Genomic DNA, 13,661 nt, shown 5'->3' on the forward strand with positions numbered 1-13,661 from the left:
GGAATGACGACGGAATTTGGAATGGATAGCGGAGAACCCACATGACGAAATCACTGCAAGACAAGGTCATCATCGTCACCGGCGCAGGCCGCGGCATCGGGCGCGAGATCGCACTGCTGTGCGCGGCGGAGGGCGCCAAGGTCGTCGTCAACGATCCCGGCAGCGCCGCGGACGGCGCCGGCGCGAACGCTGCTCCGGCCGAGGAGGTGGTCGAGGAGATCAAGAAGCGCGGCGGCACGGCCGTCGCCAACTTCGAGTCGGTCGCGGAAGCGATCCCCGCCAGCAAGATCGTGAAGACCGCGACCGATCATTTCGGGCGGCTCGACGGCGTCGTCAACAATGCCGGCATCCTGCGCGACATGATCTTCCACAAGATGAGCGTGGAGGCGTTCGAGGCCGTCATCAAGGTGCATCTGATGGGCTCGTTCTACGTCAGCCACGCCGCCGCCCGCGTCTTCCGCGAGCAGGAGTCGGGCTCCTTCGTGCACTTCACCTCGACCTCGGGCCTGATCGGCAATTTTGGCCAGGCCAACTACGCCGCCGCAAAGCTCGGCATCATCGGGCTCTCCAAGTCCATCGCGCTCGACATGGGCCGCTTCAACGTGCGCTCCAACTGCGTCTCGCCGTTCGCCTGGACCCGCATGATCGGAACCATCCCGACCGAGACCGAGGCCGAGAAGGCGCGCGTCGAGAAGATCAAGCAGATGGGGCCGGAGAAGATCGCCCCGCTCTGCGGCTATCTGCTCGGCGATTCCGCCAAGGACGTCACCGGCCAGATTTTCGGCGTGCGCATGAACGAGATCTTCCTGTTCAGCCAGAACCGGCCGATCCGCTCGGTGCAGCGGAGCGAAGGCTGGACGCCGCAGTCGATCGCCGAACACGGCATGCCGGCACTGAAGGGTTCGTTCTACAAGCTCGACCGCTCCGCCGACATCTTCACCTGGGATCCGGTCTAGCTGCATTTCCGGCATCCCTGCCCTGCGATCTCTGGTTGTCTCCGCCTGAAATCGCCCTGCTTTAGGCCCGAATGGGGCGAATGGTGTCCTCCCAACAAACTTTGGGAGGAAACCATGACAAGAATACTGACCAACTCCGACGAGACCACAGCAAGCGAGCGCGGCGGCCTCGGCCGGCGCGATCTCCTCAAGGGCGCGGCAACTGTCGCCGCATCTGCCCTGCTGGCCTCGCAAGCCGATGCCCGCGACTTCGGCGCCAATGCCGAGCCGCAGCGTTATCCAGACCCCGACATCGTCGTCATCGACCCCAAGCGCTTCAAGGCCAAGGTCGGCAACACCGCGATCAAGCGGCTCTACACGGGCTGCCTTTGGGCGGAAGGGCCGGCGTGGAATACGCAGGGACAATATCTGGTCTGGAGCGACATCCCCGCCAAACGGCAGCTTCGCTATCTCGACGATGACGGCCATATCTCCGAGCAGTTCCACAAGCCGTCGAACGAATCCAACGGCAACTCGTTCGACACCGAGGGTCGCCAGCTCAGCGCCGAGCGCACCCGCCTCGTCCGCTACGAGCACGACGGCTCGGTCACGGCCCTGGCCGAGCAGGCGGGTGGCAAGCCGCTCAACGGGCCGAACGACATGGTGGTCCATCCCAACGACAAGGCGATCTGGTTCACCGATCCTGGATATGGCGCGATCAGCATCTACGAAGGCAAGCTCGCCAAGACGGGCTCGCTCCAGCCCCACCAGAAGGAAGCGGTCTATCGCCTGGACACCAGACCGGGCAAGTCGCGAAGGTCGCCGACGAACCATTCAAGCCGAACGGCATCGCCTTCAGCCACGATTACAGGAAGCTCTATGTCTGCGACACCGGCATCACGCATTACCCGCAAGCGGAGAATGTGGTGTGGTCCTATGACGTCGACGGCCCAAAACTGTCGAACCCGAAGAAGCTGATCGACATGAAGCTCGACGGCAAGTCCGGCTTCCCTGACGGCCTTCGCGTCGACACCGAGGGCAATATCTGGGTCGGCGCCGGCTGGGTCGGGCCCGGCTATGACGGCGTGCAGGTGTTCGCGCCAAACGACGGCGCGCGGATCGGGCAGATCCTGCTGCCCGAGACCTGCGCCAATGTCTGCTTCGGCGGCAAGAAGCGCAACCGCCTGTTCATGACCGCGAGCCAGTCGCTCTATGCGGTCTATGTGGAGACGCAGGGCGCGCATTTCTGTTGATGGCCACTGCATCACCACGAGTCATGGCCGGGCTTGACCCGGCCATCCACGCGTAGCCGCGAGTGAGGAAAGACGTGGATGCCCGGGACAAGCCCGGGCATGACGGCTGAGCACGTGGCCCTACCCGGTATTCCGCAACCCCGCCGAGATGCCGTTGATCGTCAGCTGAATGCCGCGCAGCACCTGCTCGTCCGGGTTCTGTGCGCGGTGCTCTTTCAAGAGCTCGACCTGCACGTGGTTGAGCGGGTCGAGATAGGGGAAGCGGTGGCGCACGGAGCGCTCCAGGAGCGGATTGCCCTGGAGCAGCCGGTCCTGGCCCATGATGTCCAGGAGCGTCTCGATGCAGGAATGCCATTCGCGGCGGATACGGCCGAAGATCTTTTCGCGCAAGGCTTCATCGGGCACGAGCTCGGCATAGCGCGAGGCGATCGCGATCGAGCTTTTCGCCAGCACCATGTCCATGTTCGACAGCAGCATGCGGAAGAACGGCCATTCCTGGTAGAGTTCTTTCAGGAACGGCATGCCCTTGTCGGGATGCTCGGCGATCCATTGCTCGACCGCGCTGCCGAAGCCGTACCAGCCCGGCAGCATCAGGCGGCATTGCGCCCAGGAGAACACCCAGGGGATGGCGCGAAGGTCCTCGATCGCGCGCGTCTTCTTGCGCGAGGCCGGGCGGCTGCCGATGTTGAGCGTCGCGATCTCATTGATGACGGTGGAAGCCCAGAAATAATCGACGAAGCCGTCGGTCTCGTAGACCAGGCCGCGATAGGCCTTGAACGCGAGATTGGAAAGCTCGTCCATCGCGACCAGATATTCGCGGCGCGGCGCGCTCTGGCGCGGATGCAGGAGGCTTGCTTCCAGCGTCGCGGCGGCGAGGATCTCCAGATTGTTGCGGCCGACCTCGGCGTTGGAATATTTCGACGAGATGATCTCGCCCTGCTCGGTGATGCGGATCTGGCCATTCACGGCGCCGCCGGGCTGCGCGATGATGGCGTCATAGCTCGGCCCGCCGCCGCGGCCGACCGAACCGCCACGGCCGTGGAACAGGCGCAGCCGCACGTGGTGGCGCTCGAACACCTCGACGAGACCGATCTCGGCCTTGTAGAGCTCCCAGCCCGAGGTGACGAAGCCGCCGTCCTTGTTCGAGTCGGAATAGCCGAGCATGACCTCCTGCACGCTGCCGCGGCTGTCGACCAGCCGGCGGTAATCGTGCAGCGACAGCATGCGATCCATGATGCCGGATGAGGCCTGCAGATCCTCGATGGTCTCGAACAGCGGCACGATGTTGATGGCGCTGCGGCCGGAGGGATGGACAAGGCCGACCTCTTTGAGCAGCACGGCCACTTCCAGCATGTCCGACATGCCCTTGCACATCGAGATGATGCATTGGGGGATGGCGTCCGAGCCGAACTTCGCATGCGCTTCCGCGGCGGCATGGAAGACGTTGAGCTCGCCCATGGTCTCGTCGCTGTATTTGACGAAGGGCGAGACCAGCGCGCGCGTCGAGCGCAATTCGTTGGTGAGCAGCGAGATGCGGGCATCCTCGCCGAGCGCGAGATAGGACATGCCGGGATTGGCGGCGTCCATCAGCTCGGCGATGGTGCGTTCGTGCACGGCCGAGTTCTGGCGGATGTCGAGCCGGGCGAGATGGAAGCCGAAGCAGTCCACCGCGCGGCGCAGCAGCCGCAGCCGTCCGCGGGCGATGACGCGGGCGTTGTTGGAGATCAGCGAGCGGTGCAGCACGTCGAGATCGGCCTGCAGCTCCTTGACGCTGGGGTAAGGCGCCGCTTTGCCGACCGGCCGGCGTGTGATCTCGACCTCCAGCATTTCGGCCGTTGCGGCGAGCCGGGCATAGATGCCGGACACCGCGAGACGATAAGGCTCGCCGCTCCGGTGCGGCGAGGTATCCGGCGAGCGCTCCGCCAGGTTGCGCAGTTCCTCGGAGACATCGGCGAGATGAGCCGCGATCGACAGCTCGGAACCGAGCACGTGCAGCTCGTTCAGATAGAACTGCATCACCCGGCTCGACTGCAGCCGCAGCGTGCCGCGCATGACGTCGGCGGTGACGAAGGGGTTGCCGTCACGGTCGCCGCCGATCCAGCTGCCCATGCGCAGGAACGAGGCGAGCTCGCCGGCAGCTTGTGCGCCGTCCTCATCCAGCCGCTCTTCGAGCGCGTTTACGAGCCGCGGCACCTCGCGCAGGAAGGTGTAGTCGTAGAAGGACAGGCCGTTGGCGACCTCGTCGAGCACGGTCAGCTTGGTCCGGCGCAAGAGATTGGTCTGCCATAGCGTCAGCACCTCGCGGCGAAGCTGCTCGTCGCTGGCATCAGCCTCCTCCGCGGTCAACGCGACCCGCTCGCGGCGGTCGAGAAGGCTAGCGACCTCCATCTCGCGGTCCATGGTGCTCTTGCGGCGGACTTCGGTCGGATGCGCGGTCAGCACCGGGCTGACCAATGCGGTCTTGAAGAAGTTGCGGAGCTGCTCGGGACCAATGCCCGCCGCCTTGGCATGCGCCAACGTCTCGGCCAGCACCCCGGCGCCGCCGTTCTTGGCGGCGCTGCGCGCGCGCATCTGGCGGATGTTGTTCTGGTCCTCGGCGATGTTGGCGAGGTGCGAGAAATAGCTGAAGGCACGGACGATCCGCACCGTCTCGGAGGTCGACATGCTGTCGAGGATCTGCTCGAGCTCGCGGCGGGCGAGCCGGTCCTCGTCGCGGTGGAACCGGATCGAGGTCTGCCGGATGCGCTCGACCAGGTCGAACACGTCGGCGCCCTCCTGGTCGCGCACGGTGTCGCCGAGAATGCGCCCGAGCAGGCGGATGTCGTCCCGCAGCCGCGCGTCGGCCTCCAGCGCCTGGACGTCCTCAGGGCGGTTGGCGCGGGGTTCAGTGCTGTCGGATGGTACGGTCTGGAGGGACATGGCTCGCTCCTTGGTTCGAGCTCGCTTGGATGCCCGGCAACGGCGAGTGTGCGATATTTTTCTGTCGCAGTGCAAGATGAACTTGGCGGCGTCGCGGCAGGGCTGGGGTGATGATCGCGTGTCCCGGACAAGCAGCAACGCCGCAAGCGTTGCTGCGCCGAGCCGGGACCTAGAAGCCACAGAGCACGTTGCCGCAACATGGGCCCCGGCTCCGCAGCGCATCACGCCGCGAAGACGCGACGCGCTGCGCTGCGTCCGGGGCACGAGAGATTGCTGCAATCTCACCAATGGACATAGTCTCGCGGTCTCGCGGCCGGTTTCGCCCGAGCCTTGCTGTCCGTTTCGCCCTCATCGAGAAGAAGGGGCGCAACAGGCCAGCGTGGCGGCCATGTCGAGTTTGCAGTTACGCGCGATATCGAATGACGGCACCCGATCAGCTACCGCGACACCGAGCTGCGAACATAAGGTGATCGTGGAAATTGAAAGCGGCATGTTGCAATCCCGTTCCACTTTGTCCCGAAGGACGGACACCGGACCGATGCGCGGTCATCTCCACTTCGATCCTTTGATATAGATCAAGACTATCCTGGCCCATCCCCCACACTTCCGAAAAGCAGTCTCACCGTGGCGCCTGATCCCGGGCCTCGCCCTTATTGGGTCCCGTCCAATACGATTGATGCTTTCCTCCACGTGACAAGACAATCCAGCGGCAAGGAGTTCACGCCTTGAAAGTGAAGCCTGGGCTCGGGCCCGATATCCCCATTTGTGGCGATCCTTCAGACATCGGGAAAATGATCTGGATTCCCGACGGCACCTTTCGTATGGGGTCGGACCAGCATTATCCCGAAGAAGCCCCGGCACATCGCGTCATCGTGGACGGCTTCTGGATGGACCGTTATCCCGTGACCAACCGGCAATTCAAGGAATTCGTCCGGGCCACCAGGCACGTCACTGTTGCCGAGATTACGCCTGATCCGAAGGATTATCCCGGAATGCTCCCGCACATGGTCTACGCGGGCTCGCTGATGTTCTCTCCCCCCGCATATCCCGTCAGCCTACGGGACTTCAACCAGTGGTGGACCTTCGCCAAGGGCGCGGACTGGCGACATCCCTATGGGCCAAACAGCAACATCCATGCGCTGGACCATCATCCCGTCGTGCACGTGGCCTTTAGCGATGCGCTAGCCTACGCAAATTGGGCCGGCAAAGATTTGCCGACCGAAGCGGAATGGGAGTTTGCGGCGCGGGGCGGGCTCGACGGTGCCGAGTTCGCGTGGGGCGAGGAGTTCACGCCGGACGGTCGGCACATGGCCAATACCTGGCAGGGTGAATTCCCTCGCCAGAACGCCAACATAGACGGCTTTGAGCACACGTCGCCCGTCAACGCATTTCCGCCGAACGGTTACGGTGTGTACGACATGATCGGCAACGTCTGGGAATGGACGGCCGATTGGTATTCGCCAAAGCATCAGGCGGATGCCGCGAAGGCTTGCTGCATCCCCGAGAACCCGCGCGGTGCTCGCGAGGCGGACAGCTATGACCCTCGGACGACCAACGTGAAAATTCCGCGGAAGGTCATCAAAGGCGGCTCGCATCTGTGCGCGCCGAATTACTGCCGACGATATCGGCCGGCAGCACGACATGCGGAGCCGGTCGATACTTCCACCAGTCACCTTGGCTTTCGATGCATCAGGCGAGGAGCCACTGACGCATCATAAATGGAGAGCGATGTCATGTTTAGTTACGCGTTTGATGACAAGCCGTCTTCTGCCGCAACGCCGCCAAGCAAGTCATACAGTTGTCTCAAGCGATCCTGCGCCGCCTTGTTGGGCACATCGATGTTGATGCCGCTGTGCGGAGCGGTCAGCACACCTGCAACCGCACAGCAGCCGGCGCAGAAGCCCAATATCCTCTTCATCATGGGCGACGACATCGGCCTCTACCAGCCGAGCATTTACCATCGGGGCCTGATGGTCGGCGAGACGCCGAATATCGATCGCATCGGCAATGAAGGCGCGATCTTCACGCATTACTACGCCGAGCAGAGCTGCACCGCCGGTCGCAACGCCTTTTTCACCGGCATGCATCCGTTACGAACGGGAATGATTCCTCCGCAACTGCCAGGCAGCCCATCCTACCTGCGGCCCAGCACGCCGGCGCTCGCCAAGTTCCTGCTCGACCTCGGCTACAACACCGGCGAGTTCGGCAAGAACCATCTCGGCGATCACACCGACGCGCTGCCAACCGCGCATGGTTTCCAGGAATACTGGGGCTACCTTTATCACCTCGATGCGATGCAGGGCGTGAGCTTCCCGGACATCAACAAGTCCCCCACCCAGCAGACGGTTGCCCCGCCATGCAAGAATACGCCGATCCCCGGCATCCCCGAGGCACCGGGCGCGGTCGATCCGAAAACGACGGTTTGCCTGACGCCTCCGCGCAACATCCTGTCGTGCAAGTCGGACGGTACGGGCAGGACTCAGCAGTGCGTCGACCAGGGCCCGCTGACACTCGAGCGATCGAAGGGTGTCGACGAGGAAATCTCGGCCAAGGTCATCGACTTCATCGACCGCAACGATCCAAAGACGACGGGCAAGCCGTTCTTCGTCTGGTACAACCCCGCGCGCATGCACGTCACGACCGTGCTGAATGACAAGTACGCGGCCATGATCGGCGAGCCCGGCGGCAAGGACTGGGGCCTCAACGAGGCCGGCATGAAGCAGATGGATGACAACATCGGCTATGTGCTGAAAAAGCTCCAGGACATGGGGCAGCTCGACAACACGATCATCGTGTTCACGACCGACAACGGCGCCGAGACCATCACCTTTCCAGACGGCGGCACCACTCCGTTCAAAGGCGGCAAGCTGAGCACCTGGGAAGGCGGCATGCGCGCTCCGGCGGTCGTTCGCTGGCCGGGCGTCATCAAACCGGAGACCATCAAGAACGAAATGTTCGCGGCGCTCGACTGGCTGCCCACGTTTGTCAACATCGCGGGCGGCGCGAAGGGAGACGCGCTCAAGAAGCGCATCGAGGCCGGCCAGTATCCCGGCATCGTGAAGACGACGCTCGATGGCGTCGATCAGACCGAATACCTTTCCGGGCGTTCGGAGAAGTCGGCGCGCGATACCTTCTTCTACTATTCCGGCAAGGATCCGTCGGCGGTCCGCTACAAGAACTGGAAGATCTACTTCACAATGGTGTCCGACAACCCGGCCGGCTTCATTGCCGGGGCGCTTCCCTATCACTGGGCCCAGGTCGTCAATATCAAGCGAGACCCGTTCGAGACCTCGATCGGTTCACAATACAAGACGCTCATGGGCCAGGGCGGCACAATCGGCTCCCCTTCCACCGCCTACATCTACGACTGGAACATGCTGCCCATCGGCCAGGCGCTCTGGCTGAAGGAACTCGAGAGCTATATTGCGTACCCCCCGCTCCAGGACCCGGCGAGCTACAACCTCGACCAGGTGATGCAACAGATCAAGCAGGCCAAAGTTGCCGGTCGCAGCGACTAGCTGCGAGCCGCGCAGAACAGGAGCAATGTGGCCGGCCCAAAGGGGCCGGCCACTACAAGGATTGTATAATGGGCTTTGCGAAGAACATTTGGCCAAAGCCACCGTGACCACGGCAGCAAGGAGCCAGTCATGAAATTCGTCCGGCAGTTTCCAGCCCTCGATCGCCGCGCCCTGCTTTCGTCGCTGGCGATGCTTCCGCTGCTCTCTGCCTCGTTCCGCTCGACTACGGCGGAGGCTCAAACGCAACGCGATCCACTCGCCTCCTGGAACGACGGCGCGACCAAATCGTCGATCCTCAACTTTGTCGGGCGCGTCACGACGCAAGGCGGGCCCGACTTCGTACCGGTCGATCAGCGCATCGCGACCTTTGACAATGACGGCACGCTCTGGATCGAGCAGCCGATGTACATACAGTTGGCCTTCGCTCTTGATCGGGTCAAAACCATGGCGCCGATGCATCCGGAATGGAAGACCAGGCAGCCGTTCGCTGCTGTGCTGGACGGTGACATGAAAGCGCTGGCCGCAGCCGGCGAAAAGGGATTGGTCGAAATCATCGCCGTGACGCATGCCGGCATGACTACGGCAGAGTTCGAGAAGATCACCTCGGACTGGATAGCGACCGCGCGCGATCACCGCTTCAAGCGGCCCTATACCGAACTGGCCTATCAGCCGATGCTCGAACTGCTGGCTTATCTACGCGCGAACGGTTTCAAGACCTTCATCGTGTCGGGCGGCGGCATCGAATTCATGCGGCCGTGGACCGAGCGGATTTATGGAATCCCGCCAGAGCAGGTCGTCGGATCGTCGATCAAGACTCGATTCGAGATGAAAGACGGCGCGCCGACGCTTTTCCGGCTGCAGGAAGTCAACTTTGTCGACGACAAAACGGGAAAGCCGATCGGCATCAACGAGCATATCGGGCGTCGTCCCATCGCCGCCTTCGGCAACTCCGACGGCGATCTCGAAATGCTGCAATGGACTACGCTAGGTGCCGCCGGCGCGCGGTTTGGCCTGCTCGTCCACCACACCGATGCGGAGCGCGAATATGCCTACGATCGGCATTCGCATTTCGGCAAGCTCGACGTGGCGCTGGACGCGGCAGCGGTGAACAGGTGGACCGTGGTCGATATGAAGAAGGACTGGAAGCGAATTTTTGCATTCGACTAGGCAGGCCAAGGGCTGCCCATTGTGCGTCCGAATCGGCACGCCCTGCGCTCAGCATCTCGTGCCGCCTTTGCGTAGCCATCGGCTGGTAGGGACGGCTTGAAGGCGGAGCCAGCGCGGCTTGTCGACCTCGGCGATCACTGCTGCTTTCAACCAGTTAGGCAACGGCATCTTTGGGAGATCGGCATTGAAGTGCCGCATTATCTTCATAGTAGAAGCTCCTTGTCGTACCCGTCGGAATGCCTAGCTTTTCACCGACTTGTTCAAATAATGCTTCGTCGGTTGCGACACCTTGTCGACGCAGTTTGGCAACCTCGATCACGACGATTGCCTTCATGGATTCGCACTTTCGCAGTTGAGACAGTTTCTGGCCCTTGCGCTCTACACCGAACGCCTGATCAAGCGAGCGAGCTTCTCGCTCGTAGGTGGCCCACCTGGTGCAGGCGGCGCAGTAGGCTTCGACGAGCCACGCCGGCAGTGCCAGACCGGCACGTGCGCAGAGGTCGATGGCATCTAACACAGCATCCCGTTCACCGTCTTCGAACCGGATCCGACATTTATCGATCAGGCTTTCCGTGATCTTGGCTTTGGTGGGCATGATTCAGCTCGCCAGAGAGCTGGCCCCGCAAATTCGGACAGTAGCTTGAGTGGATTTTCTGCCTGACAGCGGCGAGGATTCTTGCTGCGAATCAGGAGCGAAGATGACGAAGAAGAGCCGCCGGACGCATTCTCCGGCATTCAAGGCGAAGGTTGCTTTGGCTGCGGTCAAAGGCGACAAGACACTGGCGGAGCTGGCGCAACTGTTTGATGTTCATCCGAACCAGATCACGATCTGGAAAAACCAGCTCCTGGAAGGCGCCGCCGGCGTGTTTGGGCATGACAAGACATCGGCCGAGACGCCGGTCGATTTGAAGGCGTTACATGCCAAGATCGGCGAGCTGGCGTTGGAAAACGATTTTTTGTCCGGCGCGCTCACCAAGGCGGGCCTGCTGAGCGCAAAGCGATGATCGACCGCGATCATGATCTTTCTATCGTGCGCCAGGCGAAGGTCCTGAAGCTGGCTCGCAGCACGGTCTACTATGAACCTCGGCCAGTTTCGGCCGAGGACCTTGCCTTGATGCGTCGGCTCGATGAGCTGCATCTCGATTATCCCTTCGCGGGAGCGCGTATGCTGCGATCGTTGCTGCGGCGGGAGGGCGTATACGCCGGTCGCCGCCACATCGCGACGCTGATGAAGCGCATGGGGATCGAGGCGGTCTATCGTCGCCCGAACACGAGCAAGCCGGCTCCGGGTCACAAGATCTACCCGTACCTGTTGCGCGGATTGAAGATCGAGCGGCCCGACCATGCGTGGGCAATGGACATCACCTACATTCCGATGCGGCGTGGCTTCGTCTATCTCGCGGCGGTCGTCGATGTGTTCAGCCGACGGGTCCTGGCCCATCGCGTCTCGATCACAATGGAGGCGGCCTTCTGCGTCGAAGCGGTCCAGGAGGCGTTGGCGAAGCACGGCAGGCCCGAGATTTTCAACACGGATCAGGGCAGCCAGTTCACCAGCCTCGAGTTCACCGATGTGCTGCTGGACGCGAAGATCGCCATCAGCATGGACGGCAAGGGCGCCTGGCGCGACAACGTGTTTGTCGAGCGGCTCTGGCGCACGGTCAAATACGAAGAAGTATATCTCCGCGCCTACGACAGCGTGTCCGAGGCGCGAGCGTCAATTGCCAAGTATCTGGCCTTCTACAATCAGGGACGCCCTCACTCGAGCCTTGACGGGCGCACGCCCGACGAGGCTTACTTCGGCACGCAAGCTATGGTGATGGCCGCATGACCGTCGCCGACGGTTTTGTCGTCGCTCTGGTCGGGCTACGCCCTCCCGACGCAACGACAAAACCGTAAAGCCCCGCGTTCAGCATAACCCGGCAGGAATCCACTTAAATCCAGCGGGGCGCTGTCCAAACAACCGGGGCCAGCTCTCCAGTGCAACGATATTGTCACCAGTCGGCGTTTCGTCCTGTAGCAGGCCAACGCGCGAGACGTCATCGGCGTGCTCTGTGATGTACTTCGAGTAGTGCGCCTCGATCATTCGAACGCTGGTGTTGTGCAAACTTGCGATGACTCGCACCGGCACATTGCGCGGCAAGGCGCGGACGATACTTGAGTGTCGCAAGCAGTACATCGTAGCGTCGGGATCGACTCCGATGGTGGCCACCACATCTGCGACCAGCCGGTGGTAGTTTTGTCCGGGATTATCGCCCCAAGGCCTAGCGTCCGATTGCGTCAGTAGCGGCGCATCGTTAGCACGGTTGCCGGCGGCGGTCTTCAACTTCGATGACAATGCCGGAGTGATTGGCACGCTATAGTGCTCGGCCCTCTTCCGTGCCCGGTTTCGTCCGCCGCCCTTGCCACTTTTCGGCATCTGTAATCTCGGCCGCGTTGGATGGTCCTGTAGATCCTCTACGCGCAGACGCGCCACTTGGCTCGGCCGCGCTCCCGTAACCGCCAGCGTGTCCGCCAGGAGGCCAAATTGCCGATCGAGGCCATAGGCAGCAGCCACACGCTGCGGCGTGTTTTGCCTCCGGGCACCACGAGCGATTGAGGGGCTCAGCGTGTAGGATGGGTTGAGCCCTTGCGAAACCCATCACGTTGCGTCATCGGCGGAGCTTGATGGGTTCGCTTACGCTCTACCCATCCTACGAGATAGTGAACGGCGGCATTTTCGGAACGTGCAGGGCATCACCGACGTTAACCCTGTCGCGCAAATGATTCGTCGCGAGGCGGCAGCCGCCGACAAGTTGCCTTATTGCAGCGGAGAATTTTCAGCGGCACTAACCTAGGTTAGAGGCACATTATGCTGAGAATGGCGTTGTTGGGCCTCCTTATCCTGTTGAGTGTAGGAATGCTCTCAGCAATGGAGCTGAGCGCTCCACCGCGTCGCGCGGTCGCGATCGTCCAGCCGCTTGCCGAGCAAAACTCAGGCAGGTCTGCACATGACGCATTGGCGAAGGCCGATCGCCTTGACGTCGTCGCTGTGGACAGCGAGATGCCGACACAGGCTGCTTCGGTCGAACCGCCCGTTGCTCCGCCAGAAGACATCCATTCCGGTTCGCACGAGCCGGAAACGATCACCCGTCATCGGCACCATCCGAAGAAGATCGCGACCGCTGAACGTCCCAAGCCAAAACCGAAGGCAGCCGTTGTCAAGCGAACTGCCAATGTCCAGCGTTCAAAGGCCGCCAACAATACCGAGCCCTGTCGGCTCAAGGCGTTTGGTGGCTTGCGCAAGGCATTGAATCTGACCAGTTGCGAAATCTGAGGACGCTTCTGGCCCCTCGACCTGCATGTGGCGTGCTTTGCCCGACCGGGCAACGCGAGGAATTGTGTGCGACCACGGCCTATTTCGTCACCATCCGTCGGGGCGGCGCCACGGTGCCGGCAGGAGCCATCGGCGAGATCGAGAACGTCAACCACGCGTTCCATCCTGCCGGCCGGTTTTCCGCCACGAATTCGCCATATGCCTTCAGGTTGAGATAACCTTGCATGTCTTCAACCGGAAACAGGTATCCGACCTGCGGACCTACGCCGACGACCCGTGACCGGAAACCACCGAGGATCGGGTGTTGTCCAAAGTCGTCGGTGATCTGCTGATAGCCGTACCCCACCAGTCCGACAAAAAGCTGTTTGGAGAGAAACTGGGAGGCACCCCAGTCGAAGTGGAAGTCGATGCCATTCTGATATTGTGTGTCGTGGTTCTTGAAATTGTAGGTAAGTCCCGCCCCCGTGGGTCGGTCAAAATCCCCCGGGTATGGTCACTTGAAACTCCCCCACCTGATGATCGCCGTCAGCGCCGCTGAACAGCAGTAGCCGGTCAG

9 protein-coding genes and 2 pseudogenes are annotated in these 13,661 nt (G+C 62.1%); 7 read left to right on the forward strand and 4 right to left on the reverse strand.

From position 1 onward, the window contains the following. The first annotated feature begins 41 nt into the window (after positions 1–41). Both ABIF91_RS02445 and ABIF91_RS02450 read left to right on the forward strand, forming a co-directional pair. Positions 42–956, forward strand: coding sequence for an SDR family oxidoreductase (locus ABIF91_RS02445; RefSeq protein ID WP_035676155.1), 915 nt, complete (start codon positions 42–44; stop codon positions 954–956). A gap of 114 nt (positions 957–1,070) precedes the next feature. Beyond that, positions 1,071–2,188 (forward strand): annotated as a pseudogene (locus ABIF91_RS02450) (SMP-30/gluconolactonase/LRE family protein). Between the two features lie 120 nt (positions 2,189–2,308). Here ABIF91_RS02450 and ppc read toward each other — a convergent pair. Then, positions 2,309–5,107, reverse strand: a complete 2,799-nt coding sequence (gene ppc / locus ABIF91_RS02455; RefSeq protein ID WP_028180646.1) for a phosphoenolpyruvate carboxylase — start codon at positions 5,105–5,107, stop codon at positions 2,309–2,311. 791 nt (positions 5,108–5,898) lie between these two features. Between ppc and ABIF91_RS02460 the strand changes: the two genes are divergently transcribed. The 3 genes from ABIF91_RS02460 to ABIF91_RS02470 all read left to right on the forward strand — a co-directional run bounded on the left by ABIF91_RS02460 (position 5,899) and on the right by ABIF91_RS02470 (position 9,792). Next, a complete protein-coding gene (locus ABIF91_RS02460; RefSeq protein ID WP_035676162.1) occupies positions 5,899–6,825 on the forward strand; it encodes a formylglycine-generating enzyme family protein in 927 nt (308 codons plus the stop codon). Positions 6,826–6,951: 126 nt separating this feature from the next. Then, complete coding sequence (locus ABIF91_RS02465; RefSeq protein WP_424579074.1) at positions 6,952–8,625, forward strand: arylsulfatase; 1,674 nt, start codon at positions 6,952–6,954, stop codon at positions 8,623–8,625. Between the two features lie 189 nt (positions 8,626–8,814). Then, on the forward strand, positions 8,815–9,792 hold the full coding sequence (locus tag ABIF91_RS02470; protein ID WP_244430031.1) for an HAD family hydrolase: 978 nt from the start codon (positions 8,815–8,817) through the stop codon (positions 9,790–9,792). 154 nt (positions 9,793–9,946) lie between these two features. Here the strand turns inward: ABIF91_RS02470 and ABIF91_RS02475 are convergent, their stop codons facing one another. Then, positions 9,947–10,387, reverse strand: a complete 441-nt coding sequence (locus tag ABIF91_RS02475) for a hypothetical protein (protein ID WP_028180649.1) — start codon at positions 10,385–10,387, stop codon at positions 9,947–9,949. A 103-nt stretch (positions 10,388–10,490) separates the two neighbouring features. Here ABIF91_RS02475 and ABIF91_RS02480 point away from each other — a divergent pair. After that, a protein-coding gene (locus tag ABIF91_RS02480) for an IS3-like element ISRj2 family transposase (protein WP_129557670.1) occupies positions 10,491–11,620 on the forward strand; the annotation gives its coding sequence in 2 pieces (ribosomal slippage) (positions 10,491–10,743 and positions 10,743–11,620; 1,131 coding nt in all). Positions 11,621–11,698: 78 nt separating this feature from the next. Here the strand turns inward: ABIF91_RS02480 and ABIF91_RS02485 are convergent. Next, a complete protein-coding gene (locus tag ABIF91_RS02485; protein WP_284280967.1) occupies positions 11,699–12,208 on the reverse strand; it encodes a hypothetical protein in 510 nt (169 codons plus the stop codon). Between the two features lie 432 nt (positions 12,209–12,640). Between ABIF91_RS02485 and ABIF91_RS02490 the strand changes: the two genes are divergently transcribed. Then, complete coding sequence (locus tag ABIF91_RS02490) at positions 12,641–13,105, forward strand: hypothetical protein (RefSeq protein ID WP_028182463.1); 465 nt, start codon at positions 12,641–12,643, stop codon at positions 13,103–13,105. Positions 13,106–13,184: 79 nt separating this feature from the next. Here the strand turns inward: ABIF91_RS02490 and ABIF91_RS02495 are convergent. Then, a pseudogene (locus ABIF91_RS02495) lies at positions 13,185–13,562 on the reverse strand (SphA family protein); the annotation flags it as partial. Between the last annotated feature and the right edge of the window lie 99 nt (positions 13,563–13,661).

This window comes from Bradyrhizobium sp. USDA 241 (assembly GCF_049739505.1).
GTDB classification, from domain to species: Bacteria; Pseudomonadota; Alphaproteobacteria; order Rhizobiales; family Xanthobacteraceae; genus Bradyrhizobium; species Bradyrhizobium liaoningense.

Excerpts from the sequence above, each read along its gene's own strand:
- ABIF91_RS02445 (WP_035676155.1), top strand. The coding sequence starts at position 42 with ATGACGAAATCACTGCAAGACAAGGTCATCATCGTCACCGGCGCAGGC.
- ppc (WP_028180646.1), bottom strand. The coding sequence starts at position 5,107 with ATGTCCCTCCAGACCGTACCATCCGACAGCACTGAACCCCGCGCCAAC.
- ABIF91_RS02460 (WP_035676162.1), top strand. The coding sequence starts at position 5,899 with ATGATCTGGATTCCCGACGGCACCTTTCGTATGGGGTCGGACCAGCAT.
- ABIF91_RS02465 (WP_424579074.1), top strand. The coding sequence starts at position 6,952 with ATGCCGCTGTGCGGAGCGGTCAGCACACCTGCAACCGCACAGCAGCCG.
- ABIF91_RS02470 (WP_244430031.1), top strand. The coding sequence starts at position 8,815 with ATGCTTCCGCTGCTCTCTGCCTCGTTCCGCTCGACTACGGCGGAGGCT.
- ABIF91_RS02475 (WP_028180649.1), bottom strand. The coding sequence starts at position 10,387 with ATGCCCACCAAAGCCAAGATCACGGAAAGCCTGATCGATAAATGTCGG.
- ABIF91_RS02485 (WP_284280967.1), bottom strand. The coding sequence starts at position 12,208 with ATGCCGAAAAGTGGCAAGGGCGGCGGACGAAACCGGGCACGGAAGAGG.
- ABIF91_RS02490 (WP_028182463.1), top strand. The coding sequence starts at position 12,641 with ATGCTGAGAATGGCGTTGTTGGGCCTCCTTATCCTGTTGAGTGTAGGA.